We start from the raw sequence: 21524 nt of genomic DNA, 5'->3' as shown, positions 1-21524 counted from the left end.
GCCGACAGAATTTCTCGAGTTAGTTCAATTTGTTAGGTGGTGCCCAGGGGCGGGATCGAACCACCGACACTGCGATTTTCAGTCGCATGCTCTACCAACTGAGCTACCTGGGCATACCCGCGGGGCCGAAAAGGCCGGAGCGAGCGGGCGGTTTATAGAGAGGTCGGAGCGTCGTGTCCACCCGGCTTCGCGAAACGCTTCGCCGGGCTCGGCCCGCCCGGCACTCTTTCCCCAACTTGTTGGGAAATCTGGGCTATTCCGGGTCCTCCGCGTCGTCCTCGCGGCCGGGCACGACATAGCGGCCGGTCAGCCAGCGGTTGAGGTCGACGTCGCGGCAGCGCGCCGAGCAGAACGGGCGGAAGGCCTGCTCGACGGGCTTGCCGCAAATCGGGCAGGCGCGCGGGGTGGCCGGGGGCGTTCGGGCTTGGTCAGTCATGGCTGGGCCGGAGTCTATATCAACTGGCAATCGAGGAGGCGGTCGCATGTTCCACGTTCGCCGCAGGTCACTTCCCTCCGTCCGCGGAGACAGACCCCTCACCCGACTCGCATCTGCGATGCGATGTGGCCGCTCCCACAAGGGGAGAGGTGCAGAGCCGATGCGGCGCAGGAAGAATGTCTGATCAGCGCTACACCGCGACGGAGTTGAGCCAGCCGTGGCGGATCGGAAAGCCCTCGCCGCCGAGCAGGGTCACGGTCTCGTAGAGCGGCAGGCCGACCACATTGGTGTAGGAGCCGACCAACTTGACCACGAACGATCCGGCAATGCCCTGCACCGCGTAGCCGCCGGCTTTGCCGCGCCATTCGCCGGAGCCGATATAGGCCTGGATGTCGTCCTCGCTGAGCCGCTTGAAGCGCACGCGCGTTTCGACCAGGCGCTGACGGAATGCCTCGCGCGGCGTCACCACGCAGATCGCGGTGTAGACGCGGTGATTGCGGCCCGACAGCAGGCGCAGGCACTGCGCGGCCTCGTCGACCAGATTGGCCTTGGGCAGGATGCGGCGGCCGACCGCCACCACGGTGTCGGCGGCAATGATGAAGGAGCCGCGCAGGTCGTCGTCAAGATGCACCGATTTCAGCGCCGCGTCGGCCTTGGCGCGCGCCAGGCGGTTGGCGCAGGCGCGCGGCAACTCGCCCCGCCGCGGGGTCTCGTCGACATCGGCCGGGCGCAGCGCATCGGGCTCGATGCCGGCTTGGTTGAGCAGGGCCAGCCGCCGCGGCGAACCGGAAGCAAGAACGAATTTGGGACGGCCTAGCATGCGGGCTTTTGGGCTGAATCGGGGGGACGGACGCGGGCGGAACCTATCGGATGGGGCATGGATGCACAACCTTGGAACCGGCCGCGAATCGCGCCCCCGCCTGGAGACAAGGCCCCATAAGCACAGCTGTTTGTCAGTCTGGCGACAAGCGGCGGTTCTGCGAATCGGAACACGCTGGTCCCCTTGCCTCGCCGAGCCTCACAGGTTTGCCGCGCCGGCCTTGGCAAAGCGGCGGCGGATGCGCAGCAACAGGCCGTCGCAGACTTCGCGGTAGGCGGCGAGTTTCTGCTCGCGATTGCCGCTGGTGCCGGTCGGATCCTGCGTCGGCCAGTATTCGACATCGGCGGCGAGCGTGCGGGTGAGATCCAGCGCCCTGTGGTGCGCCTCCGGCGACAGCGTGATGATGAGATCGAAGTTCAGCCCCTCCCAGTCCTCGAGTTCCTCGAAGGTTTGCGGCTTGTGGCTGGAAATGTCCTGGCCGAGTTCGGCCATCACCGAGACGGCGAACGGGTCGAGCTCACCCTTCTTGACGCCGGCCGAGCGAACATAGAGGCCTTGCGGAAACATCTGCTGCAGCAGGCTTTCGGCCATCGGCGACCGCACGCTGTTCAGGCCGCATGCGAACAGCACGGCCTGGGGATGGCGCGCGCGCGGCGCTTCCATGCGATCAGGCTTTTTTCGATCGGGGTACGCCCCCGTCAATCATCGCGTCACCGATCACGCGCCCCGTCTTCCGGCGCATGACCTCCGCGCAAACACACGCGTTTGTCGCGACCGAAAACCGGTATCCACTTTGCGCTAACGCGGCCCTCCGGGTCGGGATCATGCGCCTTCACCCTTCCAGTGCAGCACGGTGATCAGCGTGAACAGCCGCCGCGCGGTCTCGAAATCGACGCGCACCTTGCCCTTGAGCCGTTCCTGCAGCGTGCGCGAGCCCTCGTCATGGATGCCGCGGCGGCCCATGTCGATCGCCTCGATCTTGTCCGGCGTCGCGGTCCGGATCGCCTGATAGTAGCTGTCGCAGATCATGAAGTAGTCTTTCACGACGCGGCGGAACGGGGTCAGCGACAACAGATGTGCGACCACCGGCGCGCCGTCCTCCTTGCGGATATCGAACATCAGCCGGTTGCCGGTGATCGCGATATGCAGGGTGTAAGGCCCCGGCCCGGCGGCGCCCTCGGGCGCGAACAGGTTCTGCTCGATCAGATCGTAGATCGCGATCGCCCGCTCATGCTCGATATCGGGCCCGGAACGGCCGATCGATTCCTCGTCGAGCGTCACCGCGACGATGCGATTGTTGGAATCCTCGTCGTCTGGTGGCTTGTTCATGAGAGGTTGAGGCGCAATCCGACGGAACGTGAATGAGCATCGAGACCCTCGGCCTGGCCGAGCGTCATCGCGGCGGGCCCGAGCGCACGCAACTGATCCGGCCCGCACCGCAGGATCGAGGTTCGCTTCATGAAGTCAAGCACCCCGAGGCCCGAGGAGAACCGCGCCGAGCGCGCGGTCGGCAGCACATGGTTGGAGCCGCCGACATAATCGCCGATCGCCTCCGGCGTATGGGCCCCGAGGAAGATCGCCCCGGCGTTGCGGACCTTGTTCGACAGGCCCTCGGCGTCCGCGGTCATGATCTCGAGATGCTCGGCCGCGATCGCATTGGCGAGCTCGACCGCGTCGTCGAGTTTTGCCACCTTGATCACGGCACCGAAGTCGTTCCACGAGGTGCGGGCGATCTCGGCGCGCGGCAGCGTCGCAAGCTGCGCCTCGACCGCGCGCTCGACGTCGGCGGCGAGCCGTGCACTGTCGGTGATCAGGATCGACTGCGCGCTGACGTCATGCTCAGCCTGCGCCAGGAGATCGGCCGCGATCCAGTCGGCATTGCCGGTGTCGTCGGCGATGACCAGCACCTCGGAGGGCCCGGCGATCATGTCGATGCCGACCTTGCCGAACACCAGCCGTTTGGCCGCGGCGACATAGGCGTTGCCGGGGCCGACGATCTTGGCGACCGGCGCGATCGTCGCGGTGCCGTAGGCCAGCGCCGCCACCGCCTGGGCGCCGCCGACGCGGTAGATTTCCGACACGCCGCCGAGATGGGCGGCGGCGAGCACCAGCGGGTTGAGCTTGCCGTCCGGCGCCGGCACCACCATCACCACCCGCGGCACGCCGGCGACCTTTGCCGGCACCGCGTTCATCAGCACCGAGGACGGATAGGCCGCGGTGCCGCCGGGCACATAGAGCCCGACCGCATCGACCGCGCTCCAGCGCCAGCCGAGTTCGACGCCGGCGGCATCGGTGAAGCGCTCGTCCTTCGGCAACTGGCGGCGGTGGAAGGTCTCGATCCGGTCGCGCGCGAATCTCAGGGCCTCGACGGTCTTGGGGTCACAGGCCGCAACCGCGGCGTCGATCTCGGCTGCGGTAATGCGCAGGCCGGCCGCCTCGATATCGAGCCGGTCGAACTTTTTGGTCGCCTCGAGCAGCGCCGCATCGCCGCGGGCCGCCACGTCGTCGACGATGGCGCGGGTGGCGCGCTCGACGTCGGCCGATACCTCGCGCTTGGCCGCCAGGAAATCGCGGAATCGCTGCTCGAAATCGGCGCTCTGTCGGTCCAGGCGAACGGGCATGACGGCTTTCTTAGGAGGAATTCGGGTCCCTGCTCAATGGCGCGACGGATAATGGCCGTCAACCCTGTGCGTCGTCGTCCCGGCGAGGGCCGGGGCGACGGTGACTACCCCGGCGCCACGCCGAGATCGTCGGTGCCAAGATCGGTCAATTCGCACTCCAGGCACTCGACATCCAGCCGCAGCGCCCCGCCATGGCCGAACATCAGGAGCGCGCTGCCGCCCGGCGGGTCGGAGGCATAGAACTCGATCCCGAGCAGTTCCAGGGTGGCTTCCGGGGCCTCCAGGTCGATATTGCGCGACTTGCATGCCAGCACCCGGTCGAACCTGAGCGCGGCGATCAGCCGCCGCGAGCAGGTGCCGCCCGACAGGGTCTGCTCCCAGTCCAGCCGGTTCAGGCCGACCACGAGCCGCTTCTCGTCCTGGCGCCAGACGATGTCGGAGGGCTGGACGCGGGCGTCCTGCACATGGGCCGAGATGACCGCGAGGTCATCGGCATCGAGGGCGATCAGCTTCAGCGGCGCGGGTGGGGACATGACGGTGGTTATAACGCCTTGCGGCCCAAGAGGTACCAAGAGGTACCAAGCGGTACCACGTGGCCTCAAGGAAACCCTGCTCAAGGGAACCGGCGAGCGCACGGCCAAAATATCGAAAACAACCCCATGCAAAGGAGATGACGGCGGCGGCGTTCGACAAGGTAACTTGACACGTCGGGCAAATCAGGGGTAATTTTCTAATATTCAGAAATCGCGAGCCCCCTCGCTCACAATGGCCCCCGCCAGGCGGGAACCCTACCGTCGGTGGCTGCCTCACTTTGGAGGCGGTGAAGCTGCGCGGCGTTGTGACAAGCGGTACGACGCGCAGCGCCGGCCGCCTCAGCCCTTGATGAACGCCAGCAGGTCGGCGTTGATGGTCTCGGCCTCCGTGGTCGGCATGCCGTGCGGAAAACCCTTGTAGGTCTTCAGCGTGCCGTTCTTCAGAAGCTTGGCCGAGAGCGGGGCTGAGTCGGCGTAGGGCACGATCTGGTCGTCGTCGCCATGCATCACCAGCACCGGCACGTTGATCTTCTTCAGATCCTCGGTGAAGTCGGTCTGCGAGAACGCGACGATGCCGTCGTAATGCGCCTTGGCGCCGCCCATCATGCCCTGCCGCCACCAGTTCTGGATCACGGCTTCCGACGGTTTTGCGCCGGGCCGGTTGTAGCCGTAGAACGGCCCGGCCGGCAGGTCGCGGTAGAATTGCGAGCGGTTGGCGGCGAGCTGGGCCTGCAAGCCGTCGAACACCGATTTCGGCAGGCCGCCGGGATTGTTCGCCGTCTGCACCATCAACGGCGGCACCGCGCTCAGGATCGCCGCCTTCGCCACCCGGCTCTCGCCGTGGCGGGCGATATAGTGCACCACCTCGCCGCCCCCGGTGGAATGACCGACATGCACGGCGTTCTTCAGATCGAGATGCGCGGTGACGGAAGCGAGGTCGTCGGCGTAGTGATCCATGTCATGGCCGTCGGCGACCTGGGCGGAGCGGCCGTGGCCGCGGCGGTCGTGGGCGACGACGCGAAAGCCGTGCCCCACGAAGAACAGCATCTGCGCGTCCCAGTCGTCCGACGACAGCGGCCAGCCATGGCTGAACACGATCGGCTGCCCCGAGCCCCAATCCTTGTAGAATATCTCGACGCCGTCTTTGGTGGTGATGGTGGGCATTTGAATTGCTCCTCTTGTATTCGTCATTCCGGGGCACGCGCAGCGTGAACCCGGAATCCAGATATTGGATTGCGAGATTCCGGGTTCGACGCTGCGCGTCGCCCCGGAATGACGAAGGCTTGTCGGATCAGGCGAACGTGACCGGCCTGAACCGGCGCCAGGCACCGATGGTCACCAGGACGAAGAACACCAGCACGATGCCCTGCACCACGGCAAAGACCGGCCCGGATGGCGGGTTCGGCGGCACGGCCGGCGCCAGCGCCTGCAACGCCGGCACCTTGAGGAAGCTCTGGATGACCAGCACGAAGACGTTGAGATAGAGCGAGACCATCGCGGTCACGATATAGATCGGACGCCAGGCGCCCTTGAGCTGCATCGCATAGAGCGCAATGCAGGCGATCGCGAGCAGCACCAGCGAAAGCCCGCCGATGATGTGCGACGGCAACAGCTTCTCGGTCACCAAAGGCGGAATCACGAAGCCGGTGGCGCTGGTCAGGATCGTGAGCACGAGGAAGATCGCGGTCAGCCCCGGCATCGCGCGCGAGCCGAGCAGCCCGAACATCACGAGCACGCCGGCGACGATTGCAATCAGGCTGATAATGACGTGCACGAGCACCAATGTCGTCATGTGGCGCACTCCCCGTTGAGACCCACGTGCGAGGTTACGATGCGTGACGGAAAATTGCTACATGCTTCGATGGCAGGACGGCCGACATCTCATGAAAAATTTTGCCGGCGCCGGCAATTGCTGAAAATTTTCGCACGCATGTCACACGATGCGGCACGTGCTCCGTGTAAGAAGCCTCATCGATAATAGCGCGGGATCGGTCCGTTATGCGGCGTCTTGCGCTTCGACAGGTCGAACAGCACCTCGTCGACATAGCACCAGCCCCAGCCTTCCGGCGGATCGTAGCCCTCGATCACGGGATGGCCGGTGGCGTGGAAATGCGCGGTCGCATGCCGGTTCGGCGAATCGTCGCAGCAGCCGACATGGCCGCAAGTGCGGCAGATGCGCAAATGCAGCCAGCGGCTGCCGCTCTTCAGGCATTCCTCGCAGCCGAGCGCGCTCGGCGTGACATCCTGGATGCCGGCGATATGGATGCAGCCTTTCGACATCATGCCTCCTACAGCGTCGGACTGCCCGCGTCAGCGAGATAGCCGTGCAGCGCGGCGACGACTTGCGCACCCTCGCCGATCGCGCCGCCGACGCGCTTGACCGATCCGGAGCGGACGTCGCCGACCGCGAACACGCCGGGCACCGTGGTCTCGAGCAGCGGCACGGCGCGCGCGCCCTCGCCGGTCTGCACGCCGGTCATCACGAAGCCGCCGCGGTCGACCTGCACGCCGCAGCCCTCGAGCCAGCCGGTCGCCGGATCGGCGCCGACAAACAAAAAGAGATTGCGGATATCCATGGTGAACTCGTCGGGCGCGAGCCGGCTGCGCCAGCGCACCCGCTGCAGCGTCTCCGCGCCGTCGAGCCCGATCACCTCGGTGTTGAACATCAATTCGATGTTCGGCGTCGCCTCGATGCGCTCGATCAAATAGCGCGACATGCTGGCCCCGAGCCCGCCGCCGCGGATCATCATGTTGACCCTGCGGGCATGCGCCGACAGGAACACCGCCGCCTGTCCCGCGGAGTTGCCGCCGCCGACCAACACGACGTCCTGGTTGGCGCAGAGCCGGGCCTCGATCGGCGAGGCCCAGTACCAGACGCCGCGGCCTTCAAAGGCATCGAGATTGTCGATCTCGGGCCGGCGATAGCGCGCCCCGCTGGCGACCACCACGGATTTCGCGCGCAGCGTATGCCCGCACGCGGTGTCGAGCACGAATGCGCCGGACGCTTTCGTGCAGTCGAGCGATTTGATCGAGACCGGGATCAGCATCTCGGCGCCGAATTTCTGCGCCTGGTTGAAGGCGCGCCCGGCCAGCGCCTGGCCGGAGATGCCGGTCGGAAAGCCCAGATAGTTTTCGATGCGCATGCTGGCCCCGGCCTGGCCGCCGAAGGCGCGGGAATCGAACACCGCAACCGACAGGCCTTCCGATGCCGCATAGACCGCGGTGGCAAGCCCGGCCGGGCCGCTGCCGACCACGGCGACATCGTAGAGTTTTTCATGCGCGCTGTTGCCGATCATGCCGAGCGCCATCGCAAGCGCGGTCTCGGAAGGATTGCGCAGCACCGTGCCGTTGGGACAGACCACCAGCGGCAGCTCGGCGCGCGTCGGCGAATAGCGCGCGACGAGGTCGGCGGCATCCTTGTCGGTCTCGGGGTCGAGCAAGTGGTGCGGCTGGCCGTTGCGCGCCAAAAAATTCTGCAGCGAGGCCATATTGCCGACCGAGGCGGGGCCGATCAGCACCGGCCCGCCGGCGCCGCCCTGGATCAGGCTGACGCGGCGCAGGATCAGCGCTCGCATGATGCGCTCGCCGAGATCGGCCTCCGCAACCAAAAGCGCGCGCAGCCGGTCGGGCGGCAACAGCAGCGTCTCGACCACCCCATCGGCATGGCCGTCGACCAGCGCCGGGCGGCCCGAGAGCTGGCCGATCTCGGCGAGGAACTGGCCCGGTCCCTGGTCGATGATCGGCGCGACATGGCCGAGGCCGTCGCGCTGGGTGATCGAGACATTGCCCGACAGCACCACGAACATGCCGGGCCCGGGCTTGCCGGTCTCGAACAGCGCCTCGCCGTCCTGGTATGCGCGCGGCTCGCCGAAGCGGCGCATCCGCTCGATCTCTTGCGCGGTCAGGGTCGGAAAGGTCTGCTCATGGCGCGGGAAGGCGTAGGCGGTTGCGCTCAGCCGGTTGATTGTCGTGTCTTCTACTACAGCCATGTCGGCGACCCGCTTCTCTTTGCCTACGTTCGTCATTCCGGGGCGTGCGAAGCACGAACCCGGAATCTCGAGGTTCCGGGTTCGCTTCGCGCCCCGGAACGACGTACCCTCATCACTTGCGCCATGCGGAAGTTCTCATTGGATCAGAACCGCGGCTTTAGCCTGTCACTTTGCCAGGCTCGCTTCCGCCATCGTCGTCCAGCGAGCCGTCATCTACCGGGCCGCCATCTAGCGAACCATGGGCGGCTTCGGAAGAGGCCGCATCATCACGACCGCGCGCCTGCGATTTCCGCCGCTTCAGGTTTTCGCGCAGCGCCAGCTTGAGACGATCCTGTCGTGAATCCTTCACGCGGGCTCCGGCCTGCCCGCCGCCTCTGTCCTGATCGCCTGTCATTGCAAAACTCTCGAACCGCCGCTGCCCCGCGCGAGGTGAGCATAGCCAATGGCGGATGCCCGCGCACCCTGCCCGGTCGGCCAGTTGCGGCGATATGATTCGGCGGCAAGCGCGGATCGGAATAGTTTCGGCGCGATCGGGAACCCAATCCGGCCGAAATCGGCCAGATTGGCCGGAATCAACAGCGAGGCCGTCGATTTCTGCCGATTTCAAGGGCGACAGGGGCGCTGTTTCGCTTGCGCCAAAGGGAGGCCTGTGGCAAGAACCGCCCGCTTGGATGGGCCCTCGGGGCCGATTCAATTTTTCCCGGGCATGCTGCCGTAGCTCAGTGGTAGAGCACTCCATTGGTAATGGAGAGGTCGACAGTTCAATCCTGTCTGGCAGCACCAGGATCTTCATCGCACTGCGACTGAGCCGAAGACCTCCCCGCCCGCCCTGATCCCACTACCCCCTCGACAGCCCTCCGTTCTTCCGTACGAAAATCTACTTTTGGTTGATTTTCGGCCGGAGCTATACTTCTATGTAACTGTAGTTACATGGCGAATTTCAAGACTCCGCAATACGATTGGGAATTGGGGGATTTCACGTGCGCATCAAAACCTTGCTGCCGACGGCTCTTGCGCTGTTGGCATCCTCGTCCGCATTTGGCTTTGAGTTGGTCGATATTGAGCGTGCTTCGGGCTCGCCGCCGGTCATAAGAGCCTTCGACAGTCCCAGGGACGTCTTCGAATACGATCTCAAGGTCCGTAATCTCTGCGATGATGCGCAGAGCCTGAACAACGTGGCGTCGGGTTGGGTCGGGGCGAAGCGAACCGGCAACATATTTCAGGATGGGTTCAATATTCACGACAAGTCTGTCGCCCTGGCGGCCGTGGTGACCTTCCCGAACGCCAAGAGCAACGAGACCAAGCAGGTCAAAGTGCCGATCATAGCGAAAGCCAACTTTGGCGACGTTCAAATTCAGAACTGCGAAGGCACCATCATCACCGACGTTCCGGCGAACGCGAAAGTAAGGCTGCACTTTGAATACAAGCAGTCGGACACCATTCGATTCAACGACCCGACGAAGTTTGTGAGCGGGATTGCGACGATCGGCACCAGTGCCGTCGCGTTGGGCTCCTTGGCCACGGGCACCGGTATTGGATCGGCGATCGTTCCTGTCGTCTCCTATTTGGAGAAGAACAGCAACGCCATCACCACGCTCAACAACGGGGTGAACTCGATCATGGCGTCGTTTGCGGAAACCAGATCGCCCGATCCCAGGCAGTATGAGATCAGGTCAACCGCCAGCAACATCAGCTACAGAAGCGGCCGAAAGACCGTCATCTCGATCGACAAGATCGTGCGTGACACCGGGCCGGATATTGACGGCGGAAACGGCTGGCTCGGAGTGGACAGGGCCTTTTCCGATCGCTACGGCGAGCTTCAAAGCCAATTCAACAATGCCCAGAATGCGGTTGATTCTCCCTGGTCGGCAAATCTGCCCAAGTTCTGCGCCAAGCTCAGAAGCTATGTGGATGGAGCGACCAAGGGAGACCGCTTCGCCTCGGCTCTCGGTATCGGATTTCACGCCTTCTACAACTCGACGGAGTATGGCGGGAAAACCTGTCTGAACTCATGGGAAGTCGCCGCTCTGAAGGCGCACCATTTCGCTCCGCCGTTCCCTGGTGCCTGGCCGACCAATGCGACGCCATCCGCACCCGCGGTCGCTGCACGGTCTTTGCCAAGGCCGCCCGGCACATCTGCCCGCATGGCCAACGCTCTCGCTTCACGCTGATGATCTGAACACACCCTGTCGGCGCCGAACGGAGGCGCCGGCAGGACGTGGCTACCGCCTCTCAGGGAGGATTATGCGATCCGGTTGCGGCGGCTAACGCCGGGCCTGAGCCGTCACGTGACCGCTCTATCATGATCGCTATCCGCGCAATCGGCCCTTCGCACTGCTTCCGCGGATCAACGCGCCAGCAGCGCGCCCATCCCGCCGATCGTCAGCACGACGTAGAACGCGAACATACTGCCGACCCATTTCCAATCGATCTGATCGTGTTCGGGGCTGAGGCTTTCGATGATGCCGTGCATGATGGTTTCCTTCAGAAGCGTTTTCGAGCGAAGTGGGTACCCCTTCGCGTGAAGAAAACGCGTCAAAACAAGAATCTGGAGCCCCGTTCCGATTCAATCGGAACGGAAAAGGCTCTAGAAGTCGACTGCGTGGCGTATAACCCGCGCCTCGAGCACGTCATGTGACTCACTTCACATTTTGCCATCGCGGAGCGGACCAAGCGTGACCGGCCCAGAACTGAAGAAACTGCGCGAACATCTCGGCGAGGCGCTGGGCCGCGAGCTGACGGCGGCTGACATGGCCAAGCTGTGCGGGTTATCGGCCGCCGGCGGCGCCGAGAAGCTGCGCAGATGGGAAGTCAGCGGCCCGACCCCGAAGGTTGCCGCCCTGCTGCGCGTGCTGGCGATGGCGAGCGAGCACTATCCGATCCTGGAGAAGTTCGACGTGTTCGATCGCCACGACGTTCCGGTCAGGGATCGCGCCGCGCGCCGCCAGGCGTTCCGCGAGCAGATGCGCGACGATGTGCGCAAACGACTGGCTTAAAGCGCGACGAGATTGAGTTGAATTGTCAGCGCGCTTTCGCTCCTTGTACGAGCATGATCGCTTCGGAAAACCGCTTCGCACTTTTCCGGATCATGCTCCAGCCGGCGGCTTGGTTAACAGGAAACGCGGCTCGCGCACCGCGTTAAGCCTTGCTTCATTCCGCCTTAAGCGTTCGTTAGGCACAACAAAACGTTTCGCCGCAAAGGCTGCGACTTAACGCTCCGAGCAGCGTTCCGGTGACTGCATTTTATTCAAATGCGGTCTAACGCATCGCCGTGGATGGCGCCATTCACGCTGCGCCTCATGACTTGTCCGGAGACTGCCCCATGAAGAAGTTCCTGCTCGCAACCGCCGCCGTCGCGGCGGCCGTCGCTGCCTTTGGCGCGACCGCCAACGCCGCCGATTTCAACCGTGGCTATTATCAGAAGGCGCCCGCGCCTGTTTACGCCGCTCCGCTCTACAATTGGACCGGCTTCTATCTCGGCGGCCATCTCGGCGGCGTGTTCTCCCAGAACAACAACTTCAACGGCCTCGCGCTGTCCGACTCCGACGCCCGCTTCATGGGCGGCGTGCAGGCCGGCTATGACTGGCAGCTGTCGCCGATGTGGGTGATCGGCCTCGAAGGCCAGTATTCCTGGGTCGGCGGCCATCAGCTCAACGCGATCTTCCCGGGCGGCTACGTCTACAACAACAACCAGCGCGGCATCGGCTCGATCACCGGCCGCGTCGGCTACACCTGGGGTCCGGGCCTGATCTATGTGAAGGGCGGTTATGCCTATTCCGACAACAACGAAACGGTGACGCTCGGCGGCGCGCCGGTCGGCTTCTCGCTCAGCGACAACCACAGCAACGGCTGGACCATCGGCGGCGGTGCCGAATACATGTTCGCGCCGAACTGGTCGGCCAAGGTCGAGTACCAGTACTACGACTTCGGCGACAGCCGCTTCACCGCGCCGGGCGCGCTGGTGCCGGTCGGCAGCTTCCACAACGACGAGCACACGGTGAAGGCGGGCCTCAACTACCGCTTCAATCTCGGCAACCTCGGCGGCCCCGCTTACGGCCGCTACTAGAGCCATCCCCGTTCCGATTGCATCGGAACGGAGGCTCTGGATCCTTGTTTGACGCGTTTTCTTCACGCGAACCGGTACCCACTTCGCTCGAAAACGCTATTGAGAACACACCCACAACCAACAGTGGAAAAGGCCGGCGCAAGCCGGCCTTTTTGCATCCGATCGCGTGCATCGATTCCGCACAGCGAACCGAGACGTCGCCACTGCGCGGCAGCCCTGAAAAATCCCGCAGATCGTCGCAATTTTCCCGATTTTGTTAACCGGCCGCACCGATACTCCCGCGCCGGGGAAACATCCAAGAGTAGTGGCCAAGGATAGTGGCCAAGCGTAGTGGGCCAGGGGGCACAGGGGCGATGGCGTTTCGATTCAAGCTCGGCAAACCAAATCTCAAGCGTATCCATCTGCCGCAGATGGGTGTCAGGGGCAGCCTGTTCGCAGCGTTCGCTGTCATCGCAGGCATGGCGCTGGTGATCAGCGCAGGCGCCGGCATCGTGCTGCATCAGCTCGGCGGCACCATGACCGATCTCTCTGGCCGCGACATTCCGCGGCTTGCCGCCAGCCTGCAACTGGCCGCGCAAAGCGCTTCGCTGGCGGCGCAAGGTCCCGGCCTGCTCGCCGTGCAGAGCGAGGACGCGCTGAACGATCGCACCAAGAAGGTGCAGGACGTCGCGCGGCTCACCAACGCCAAGCTTGGCGAGATCATCGAGCTCGGCGCCGACAAATCCGTGGTCAGCGCATTGCAGGAGAACGTCAAGAACACCGACGAGGCGACCAAGAGCCTGATCTCGGCGGCGCGCGAGCGGCTCGAGGTCGGCGCGCTGCGCGACAAGCAGTACAACGCGCTGCGCAAGGCGCAGGCGGCGTTCGTCTCCGCCGCAAGTCCCGCGATGCTCGACGCGCAGACCCGGCTCAACGCCATCCTCGCCGCGGCCGAGGTGTCCGCAGACGACGCCACTGAAGCTGCCCGCACCGTTGGCCAGATCAGCAACGTGCTCGCCGCCGGCAATCTGATGGCCGCCGACATGACCGCGGCGCTGTCGGCCAATTCCAGCGAGACGCTCGATGCGATCGAGGCCGAATTCAAGAAGGGGCGCGAACGCATCAAGTCCAACCTCGAGGACCTCCCGAACAATCCCTCGATCGTGGCGGTGCGCGACACCGCCTCGCGGCTGCTGGTGCTCGGCGAAGGCAAGACCGGCGTGTTCAAGATCCGCCAGAAGGAGCTCGACGCGATCGACTACGGCCAGACCATCCTGGAAGAGACGCGCAAGCTCAATGTCGGGCTCGGCATCAGCGTCCAGCAGCTGGTCGACGCGGTGCAGAAGGAGACCGACAGTTCGACCTTCCAGGCGCGGCATCAGATCTCGCTCGCCACCATGGTGATGATCGGCCTCGGCGCCCTGACCCTGGTCGGCTCGTTCCTGTTCGTCTGGCTCTATGTCGGACGCAACATCCTGCGCCGCATCCGCGGCCTGCAGCGCTCGATGCAGCTGTTGTCCGACGGCGACCTCGACACCGAGATCCCGCAGAGCCGCCAGCGCGACGAGATCGCCGTCATGGCCGACGCGCTGCAGGTGTTCCGCGAGAGCATGGTCGAGAGCCGCGAGCTCACCGAAAACCAGAACAAGGACCGCAGCGCCAAGGCGGAGCGCGCCTCGCGCATGGAAGCGCAGATCGTCACGTTCGAATCCAACGTCCGCAGCGCGCTCGGCAGCCTGCAGACCGCGGCGAACTCGATGCAGTCGACCGCGCAGAGCATGTCGGCGACCGCGGACCAGTCGAGCGCGCTGGTCAACGCCGTCGCGTCGGCCGCCGAGGAAACCTCGGTCAACGTGCAGACGGTGTCGGCCGGCACCGAGGAGCTGTCGTCCTCGATCCAGGAGATCGGCCGCCAGGTCGTCACCTCGGCGGAGATCGCCCGCAAGGCGGTGGAGGAAGCCAGCGCCACCGACAGCACGATGCAGGGGCTCGCCGACAATGCCGCACGCATCAGCGTCGTGGTCGACCTGATCCAGACCATCGCCTCGCAGACCAATCTGCTCGCGCTCAACGCCACCATCGAGGCGGCGCGCGCCGGCGAGGCCGGCCGCGGCTTTGCCGTGGTCGCCTCCGAGGTGAAGAACCTCGCGAGCCAGACCGCAAAAGCGACCGAGGAAATCCGCCAGCAGATCGTCAGCATGCAGGAGGTGACGACGACGGCCGTCTCCGCTATCCGCAACATCTCGAGCACGATCGGCGAGATCAACGACGTCACCACCGCGATCGCCGCCGCGGTCGAGCAGCAGGGTGCGGCGACCCGCGAGATCGCCCGCAACATCCAGCATGCGGCGGGCGGCACCAGCGAGGTGTCGAGCAACATCGTCGGCGTCTCGACCGCCTCGGCCGAGGCGGGCACCGCCGCCGGCGAGGTGCTGAGCGCCTCCGACGCACTGCGCCGCGAGGCCGACGTGCTGCGCTCGGAGATCGACGGCTTCCTGTCGAACATCCGCGCGGCGTAGATTGCGCGCGAAATTGCAGCCCTGACCTCCCCTTGAAAAGGGGAGGTCGCTTTGCTCTTCAGAGCAAAGCGGGTGGGGATCCGCTCTCTCGGCTTGCAGCGTCGCCTGCGGCTGACCCCCATCCCAACCTTCCCCCTTTCAGGGGGGAAGGAGAAGACAGAACCCGGCTTACGCTTCGTTTGATCCGGGCTACGGAATTCCGGCGATTTCCCATCGCTTTCTCCGGACGACTATCTGATTTTTCGGCTGGCGCGGCGGGCAATGTGCCGCTAAGCCCGTAGCATGGACAAGAAGACCGACCCCGTGCACGCCTCGGCGGAGGCACTGCGATACCCCTGGGAGAACCATCCCGGCCACGACCAGGTCGTGGAGGTGGCTCCCGGCGTGCTGTGGGCGCGGCTGAAGCTGCCGTTCCGCCTCAACCATGTGAACGTCTATCTGCTCGCCGACGGCGACGGCTGGACCATGGTGGATGCCGGCTTCGGCAATGAGGAATCGATCGCGGCCTGGACCACGCTGTTCGAGGGGCCGCTGAAGCACGTCAAGGTCACCCGCCTGATCGTGACGCATTCGCATCCCGACCATGTCGGTCTCGCCGGCTGGATCACCGAGCGCTTCGGCTGCCCGCTGTTCATGTCGCAGGTGGAATATCTGCAGTCGGTCTATCACCAGAACCGCGGCACCGAGGAGCGGCGCAACGCGCAGCGGCTGTTCTTCCGCCGCCACGGCATGGATGAGGACCTCACCGAGAAGCTGCTCGGCCGCGGCCAGGATTACCTGAAGCGCGTGTCGGTGCTGCCGCCGTCCTATCACCGCCTCACACACGGCGACGAGGTCGTGATCGGCACGCGGCGCTTCAAGGTGATCACCGGCGGCGGCCACGCGCTCGACCAGGTGATGCTGTATTGCGCGGCCGACAAGCTGTTCCTGTCCGCCGACCAGGTGCTGAGCAGGATCTCGCCCAATGTCAGCGTCTGGGCGGTCGAGCCCGAGCAGAACTCGCTCGGCGAATATCTGGCCTCGCTTGCAAGCCTGACCACCACCCTGCCCTATGACGTGATGGTGCTGCCGGGCCACGGCGTGCCGTTCTACGGGCTGAAGACCCGGATCAAGCAGCTTGCCGATCACCATGAGGAGCGCTGCCGGCTGATCGCGGAGGCCTGCCGCGAGGTGCCGCAGACCTCCAAGGAGCTGGTGCCGGTGGTGTTCCACAAGCACGTCCTGGACGAGCACCAGATGGGTTTTGCCGCCGGCGAGCTGGTCGCCCATGTCAACTACATGCTGGTCGAGGGCCGCCTGACGGCCGAGATGCACGCCGACGGCATGCTGCGCTTCAAGACGACCTGAGCCCCGGCCGGGCGGCAAGCGTCGCCCGGCGATATGACCGAAATCGAGCCGAACGGTCCCCAGCTAGGGCAATTTGCCCAACTGCGGCGCGTGCCCAGATGTGGGTCAATGCATGGACATTAGAGCTGGAAAAGCTCTAAGAAGAAGCAGTCATTCCGGTCAGGTTCCGCTTTCTGGGTTTGCCGATGGATTACAGCCAGTTCTTCAATACCGCCCTCAACCGCCTGCATGACGAGCGGCGCTACCGGGTGTTCGCCGACCTCGAACGGATCGCGGGACGCTTCCCGCACGCCACCTGGCACTCGCCGAAGGGCAGCCGCAACGTCGTGATCTGGTGCTCCAACGACTATCTCGGCATGGGCCAGCACCCCAAGGTGGTCGGCGCCATGGTCGAGACCGCGACCCGGGTCGGCACCGGCGCCGGCGGCACCCGCAACATCGCGGGCACCCATCATCCGCTGGTGCAGCTCGAGGCGGAACTCGCCGACCTCCACGGCAAGGAAGCCTCGCTGCTGTTCACCTCGGGCTATGTCTCGAACCAGACCGGTATCTCGACGCTCGCCAAGCTGATCCCGAACTGCCTGATCCTGTCGGACGCGCTGAACCACAATTCGATGATCGAAGGCGTGCGCCAGGCCGGCTGCGAACGCCAGATCTTCCGTCACAACGACGTCGCGCATCTCGAGGAGCTCTTGATCGCCGCCGGTCCCGACCGGCCGAAGCTGATCGTCTGCGAGAGCCTTTATTCGATGGACGGCGACGTCGCGCCGCTCGGCAAGATCTGCGATCTCGCCGAGAAATACGGCGCCATGACCTATCTCGACGAAGTGCATGCGGTCGGCATGTACGGCCCGCGCGGCGGCGGCATCGCCGAGCGCGACGGCGTGATGCACCGGATCGATATCGTCGAGGGCACGCTGGCAAAAGCCTTCGGCTGCCTCGGCGGCTACATTGCAGGCCGCGCCGAGGTCATCGACGCGGTGCGCTCCTATGCGCCGGGCTTCATCTTCACGACCGCGCTGCCGCCGGCAATCTGCTCGGCCGCGACGGCTGCGATTCGCCACCTGAAGACCTCGAACTGGGAGCGCGAGCGCCACCAGGACCGGGCCGCCCGCACCAAGGCGATCCTGACCGCCGCCGGCCTGCCTGTGATGTCGAGCGACACCCATATCGTGCCGCTGTTCGTCGGCGATCCCGAGAAGTGCAAGCGGGCCTCCGACCTGCTGCTCGAGGACCACGGCATCTACATCCAGCCGATCAACTATCCGACGGTCGCCAAGGGCACCGAGCGGCTGCGCATCACGCCCTCGCCCTACCATGACGACGGCCTGATCGACGCGCTGGCCGAGGCGCTGCTCCAGGTCTGGGACCGGCTCGGCCTGCCCCTGCACCAGAAGTCGCTGGCCGCCGAGTAACCCTATCCGTTTCCGACCCCTAATTTGGGCCGGCCGTGCATCGCGCGGCCGGCCCTTTGCGTTATAATCCTGACAACCGGCCCTTCCCCAGCGGCCGGGACAGGAGATGAGCAGCGATGCTGCACGACTGGGGCGTAATCGCCACGGCGTTCGCCTACATCGGATTGTTGTTCTTCATTGCTAGCCGCGGCGATCGCACGTCGCCCGGCGAGCGCGGCCGCGCCAGCCAGTGGATCTATCCGCTGTCGATGGCGATCTACTGCACCTCCTGGACCTTCTTCGGCTCGGTCGGCTTCGCTACCCGCACCAGCATCGACTTCCTGGCGATCTATGTCGGCCCGATCGTGATGGTCGGGCTGTGCACGCCGCTGCTGCGCCGGGTGATCGCGCTCGCCAAGTCGCAAAACATCACCTCGATCGCCGACTTCATCGCCGCGCGCTACGGCAAGAGCCAGGCGGTGGCGGCGACCGTGGCGCTGATCGCGATCATCGGCTCGGTGCCCTACATCGCGCTGCAGCTGAAGGCGGTGGCGGCGTCGCTGGAGACCATCCTGAGCGAGGACCAGGCGTTCTCGAAAATCCCTGTGATCGGCGACATCGCGCTGATGGTGACACTGGCGATGGCGGTGTTCGCGGTGCTGTTTGGCACCCGCCACACCGACGCGACCGAGCACCAGCACGGCCTGATCCTCGCGATCGCGGCCGAGTCCATCGTCAAGCTGGTCGCCTTCATCGCCGCCGGCGCCTTCGTCACCTTCTGGATGTTCTCTCCGGTCGAGCTCTACGAGCGCGCCCTGAAGACGCCGGAGGCGGTGCGCGCGATCGAATATGTGCCGTCGATCGGCAATTTCCTGATCATGACGCTGCTGTCGTTCTGCGCGGTCATGCTGCTGCCGCGCCAGTTCCATGTCAGCGTGGTGGAGAATTCGACGCCCGCCGAAGTCACCCGGGCGCGCTGGCTGTTCCCGCTCTACCTTGTCGCCATCAACCTGTTCGTGATTCCGATCGCGATCGCCGGCCTCGTCATCTTCCCGTTCGGCGCGGTCGATGCCGACATGTTCGTGCTGGCGCTGCCGATCGAGGGCAATTCGCAATTGCTCAGCCTCGCCGTGTTCGTCGGCGGGCTGTCGGCGGCGACCGCGATGGTGATCGTCGAATGCGTCGCGCTGTCGATCATGGTCTCCAACGACATCGTGCTGCCGCTGGTGTTGCCGCGCAGCGACGACGCCAGCGCCGGCCAGAAGGACTTTGGCGATTTCCTGCTGAAGGCGCGCCGCTTCTCGATCTTCGCCATCATGGTGTTGGCGTATTTCTACTATCGCGCGCTCGGCAACACCCAGCTGGTCGCGATCGGCCTGTTGTCGTTTGCCGCGATCACCCAGCTGGCGCCGGCGTTCTTCGGCGGCCTGTTCTGGCGCAGAGCCACCGCACGCGGCGCCATGGCGGGCATGCTGGTCGGCTTCGCGACGTGGCTCTACACGCTGTTCATCCCGAGCTTCCTGGAGAACTCGACCGCCGGCCTGATGCTGCTGCAGCACGGGCCGTTCGGGATCGAGGCGTTGCGGCCGCAGGCGCTGTTCGGCGCCGACCTGCCGCCGCTGCTGCACGGCGTGCTGTGGAGCCTTGCGCTCAACATCCTCACCTATGTGCTGTTCTCGCTGGCGCGCGCGCCGTCCTCGATCGAGCTGTTGCAGGCCGACGTGTTCGTGCCCAACGCGCTGGCCCCGATCGCGCCCAGCTTCCGGCGCTGGCGCACCACGGTGACGGTGGAGGACATCCAGAGCACGGTGACGCAATATCTCGGCCCCGACCGCACCCGCGAGGCCTTCGCTTCCTTCGCCGTCGACCGCAACATCGTGCTGCTGGCGTCGGCGCCGGCCGATTTCGAGCTGCTGCAGCATGCCGAGCGGTTGATCGCCTCCTCGATCGGGGCGGCGTCCTCGCGCCTCGTGATGTCGCTGCTGCTGCAGCGGCGCACGGTGTCGGCCAAGGCCGCGCTGAAACTGCTCGACGACTCCCACGCCGCCCTGCACTTCAACCGCGAGATCCTGCAGACCGCGCTCAATCACGTGCGCCAGGGCATCGCGGTGTTCGACGCCGATCTGCAGCTGATCTGTTCCAACCGCCAGTTCTCCGAATTGCTGGGGCTGCCGCAGCATCTGGTGCAACTCGGCATCCCGCTGTCCGAGATCCTCGAATTCATGGGCGCGATCAGTCCGCCCGCGGCCGGCGACGCCGACAGCCTGCTGCAGGCCCGCCTGCGCGCCTACACCACCGAGGGCGAGCCTTATCTGGAACGCTTCACCGACCGCCATCTGGTGATCGAGGTACGTGCCAACCGCATGCCGGGCGGCGGGCTCGTCATCACCTTCTCCGACGTCACGCCGAGCTTCGAGGCGGCAGAGGCGCTGGAGCGCGCCAACGCGACGCTGGAAAAGCGGGTGCGCGACCGCACCGAGGAGCTGACGCGGCTGAACTCGGAGCTGGCGCTCGCCAAGGGCATCGCGGAAGACGCCAACGCCTCCAAGACGCGGTTCCTGGCGGCCGCCAGCCACGACATCCTGCAGCCGCTCAATGCGGCGCGCCTCTACGTCACGAGCCTGGTCGAGCGCCAGAACGGCGGCGAGGATTCGCGCCTGGTCGAGAACATCGACGACTCGCTCGAAGCGATCGAGGACATTCTGGGCGCGCTGCTCGACATTTCCAGGCTCGATGCCGGCGCCATGACGCCGGCGATCACGAGCTTCCGGATGGCCGACCTGATGCGCTCGCTGGAGATCGAGTTCATGCCGATCGCCCGCGACAAGGGCCTCGACCTGCGCTTCGTGGCCTGCTCGCTGCCGGTCGAATCCGACCGCTCGCTGCTGCGCAGGCTGCTGCAGAACTTCATCTCCAACGCGATCAAATATACCCCGCGCGGCCGCGTCTTGATCGGCTGCCGCCGCCGCGGCACCACGCTCCAGATCAGCATCTTCGACACCGGCGTCGGCATTCCCGTGCAGAAGCGCGGTGAGATCTTCAAGGAATTCCACCGCCTCGAGCAGGGCGCCCGGATCGCCCGCGGCCTCGGTCTCGGCCTGTCGATCGTCGAACGGCTGGCGCGGGTGCTCAACCACCGCATCGCAATCTCGGCCAATGTCAGCGGCGGCTCGGCGTTCTCGGTCACCGTGCCGGTCGCGACCGCGGTCAACCATACTGCGGCCGTCACCACCGCTACGCCGCTGTCGAAGACGCCGATGAGCGGCTCGCTGATCGTCTGCATCGAGAACGATCCCGCCATCCTCGACGGCATGAAGACGCTGCTGACGGCGTGGGACGCCGAGGTGATCGCGGTGCTCGACGCCGACGGCGCGATCAGCGCGATCGAGGCCGCCGGCGGCCGCGTCACCGGCGTCCTGGTCGACTACCATCTCGACCGCGGCAACGGCGTCGCCGCGATCCGCGAGATCCGCCGCCGCTTCGGCGACGGCATTCCGGCGATCCTGATTACCGCCGACCGCAGTCCGGCGGTGCGCGCCGCCGCGCGCGAGGAGAACATCGCGGTGCTGAACAAGCCGGTCAAACCCGCCTCGCTGCGCGCCCTGCTCGGACAGTGGCGCACCCAGCAGATGGTCGCGGCGGCGGAGTAGCGCGCGGCGGCGCAATCCGGGCGCGCATCTCGCTTTGGATCATGATGCAATTGGATCGAATCGCATCATGAAGGCGCCGCAAGGACACTGCGCTCCCTCCCGTAAGCGCGAGAGGTGAAGCGAGCCTGCGGAGTGGCCGGCTCAACCGAAAATCACATGCTCCGCAAGAT

The 21524-nt window shown here is 65.4% G+C and carries 19 protein-coding genes and 2 tRNA genes; 8 read left to right on the top strand and 13 right to left on the bottom strand.

Annotated elements, in window-relative coordinates; all coding sequences use genetic code 11:
* Positions 1–37: 37 nt before the first annotated feature.
* The 12 genes from QA639_RS04600 to QA639_RS04545 all read right to left on the bottom strand — a co-directional run bounded on the left by QA639_RS04600 (position 38) and on the right by QA639_RS04545 (position 8793).
* Positions 38–113: transfer RNA gene (locus QA639_RS04600), tRNA-Phe, on the bottom strand.
* Between the two features lie 140 nt (positions 114–253).
* Positions 254–436 (bottom strand): DNA gyrase inhibitor YacG, encoded by a 183-nt coding sequence (yacG, locus tag QA639_RS04595; protein WP_028333712.1) that lies wholly within the window; start codon positions 434–436, stop codon positions 254–256.
* 190 nt (positions 437–626) lie between these two features.
* Positions 627–1256 carry a Maf-like protein gene (locus QA639_RS04590; RefSeq protein WP_050382316.1) on the bottom strand — a complete coding sequence of 210 codons (630 nt, stop codon included), beginning with the start codon at positions 1254–1256 and terminating at the stop codon, positions 627–629.
* Between the two features lie 198 nt (positions 1257–1454).
* Positions 1455–1919, bottom strand: coding sequence for an arsenate-mycothiol transferase ArsC (locus QA639_RS04585; protein ID WP_283089255.1), 465 nt, complete (start codon positions 1917–1919; stop codon positions 1455–1457).
* A 159-nt stretch (positions 1920–2078) separates the two neighbouring features.
* Positions 2079–2585 carry a UPF0262 family protein gene (locus QA639_RS04580; RefSeq protein ID WP_016841326.1) on the bottom strand — a complete coding sequence of 169 codons (507 nt, stop codon included), beginning with the start codon at positions 2583–2585 and terminating at the stop codon, positions 2079–2081.
* Positions 2582–3877 (bottom strand): histidinol dehydrogenase, encoded by a 1296-nt coding sequence (gene hisD, locus QA639_RS04575; protein ID WP_028333714.1) that lies wholly within the window; start codon positions 3875–3877, stop codon positions 2582–2584. The genes QA639_RS04580 and hisD overlap by 4 nt, the downstream gene beginning before the upstream one ends.
* Before the next feature lie 104 nt (positions 3878–3981).
* Entirely contained in the window at positions 3982–4410 is a 429-nt protein-coding gene (locus QA639_RS04570; RefSeq protein ID WP_028333715.1) for a DUF2948 family protein, read from the bottom strand.
* Between the two features lie 339 nt (positions 4411–4749).
* Complete coding sequence (locus QA639_RS04565; RefSeq protein WP_050382324.1) at positions 4750–5574, bottom strand: alpha/beta fold hydrolase; 825 nt, start codon at positions 5572–5574, stop codon at positions 4750–4752.
* 127 nt (positions 5575–5701) lie between these two features.
* The gene (locus QA639_RS04560; RefSeq protein ID WP_038377410.1) at positions 5702–6202 is read right to left on the bottom strand and encodes a hypothetical protein; all 501 of its coding nucleotides are present in this window, start codon (positions 6200–6202) and stop codon (positions 5702–5704) included.
* Between the two features lie 176 nt (positions 6203–6378).
* Positions 6379–6690, bottom strand: a complete 312-nt coding sequence (locus tag QA639_RS04555) for a UBP-type zinc finger domain-containing protein (RefSeq protein ID WP_028333718.1) — start codon at positions 6688–6690, stop codon at positions 6379–6381.
* Between the two features lie 8 nt (positions 6691–6698).
* Positions 6699–8399, bottom strand: coding sequence for an FAD-dependent oxidoreductase (locus QA639_RS04550; protein ID WP_051376116.1), 1701 nt, complete (start codon positions 8397–8399; stop codon positions 6699–6701).
* A gap of 157 nt (positions 8400–8556) precedes the next feature.
* Entirely contained in the window at positions 8557–8793 is a 237-nt protein-coding gene (locus QA639_RS04545) for a hypothetical protein (protein ID WP_283089254.1), read from the bottom strand.
* 314 nt (positions 8794–9107) lie between these two features.
* Between QA639_RS04545 and QA639_RS04540 the strand changes: the two genes are divergently transcribed.
* Positions 9108–9182 (top strand) — tRNA-Thr (locus QA639_RS04540).
* Between the two features lie 197 nt (positions 9183–9379).
* Positions 9380–10570, top strand: coding sequence for a hypothetical protein (locus tag QA639_RS04535; RefSeq protein ID WP_157348361.1), 1191 nt, complete (start codon positions 9380–9382; stop codon positions 10568–10570).
* 176 nt (positions 10571–10746) lie between these two features.
* On the opposite strand, the gene QA639_RS04530 is transcribed toward QA639_RS04535, so the two are convergent.
* Positions 10747–10872 carry a hypothetical protein gene (locus QA639_RS04530; RefSeq protein WP_283089253.1) on the bottom strand — a complete coding sequence of 42 codons (126 nt, stop codon included), beginning with the start codon at positions 10870–10872 and terminating at the stop codon, positions 10747–10749.
* A 202-nt stretch (positions 10873–11074) separates the two neighbouring features.
* Between QA639_RS04530 and QA639_RS04525 the strand changes: the two genes are divergently transcribed.
* From QA639_RS04525 to QA639_RS04500, 6 genes are all read left to right on the top strand, one after another.
* Positions 11075–11395: a hypothetical protein gene (locus tag QA639_RS04525; protein WP_050382334.1), complete on the top strand. Its 321-nt coding sequence runs from the start codon at positions 11075–11077 to the stop codon at positions 11393–11395.
* A 326-nt stretch (positions 11396–11721) separates the two neighbouring features.
* On the top strand, positions 11722–12465 hold the full coding sequence (locus tag QA639_RS04520) for an outer membrane protein (protein WP_283089252.1): 744 nt from the start codon (positions 11722–11724) through the stop codon (positions 12463–12465).
* Positions 12466–12818: 353 nt separating this feature from the next.
* The gene (locus tag QA639_RS04515; protein ID WP_283089251.1) at positions 12819–14963 is read left to right on the top strand and encodes a methyl-accepting chemotaxis protein; all 2145 of its coding nucleotides are present in this window, start codon (positions 12819–12821) and stop codon (positions 14961–14963) included.
* Positions 14964–15245: 282 nt separating this feature from the next.
* On the top strand, positions 15246–16310 hold the full coding sequence (locus QA639_RS04510) for an MBL fold metallo-hydrolase (protein ID WP_283089250.1): 1065 nt from the start codon (positions 15246–15248) through the stop codon (positions 16308–16310).
* Positions 16311–16495: 185 nt separating this feature from the next.
* Positions 16496–17725, top strand: coding sequence for a 5-aminolevulinate synthase (gene hemA, locus QA639_RS04505; protein WP_028333725.1), 1230 nt, complete (start codon positions 16496–16498; stop codon positions 17723–17725).
* A gap of 116 nt (positions 17726–17841) precedes the next feature.
* Positions 17842–21354: a PAS domain-containing hybrid sensor histidine kinase/response regulator gene (locus QA639_RS04500; protein WP_028333726.1), complete on the top strand. Its 3513-nt coding sequence runs from the start codon at positions 17842–17844 to the stop codon at positions 21352–21354.
* Positions 21355–21524 lie beyond the last annotated feature (170 nt).

Source organism: Bradyrhizobium pachyrhizi (genome assembly GCF_029714545.1).
Classification (GTDB): Bacteria; Pseudomonadota; Alphaproteobacteria; order Rhizobiales; family Xanthobacteraceae; genus Bradyrhizobium; species Bradyrhizobium pachyrhizi.
This window is presented reverse-complemented; position numbering and strand designations above follow the sequence as displayed.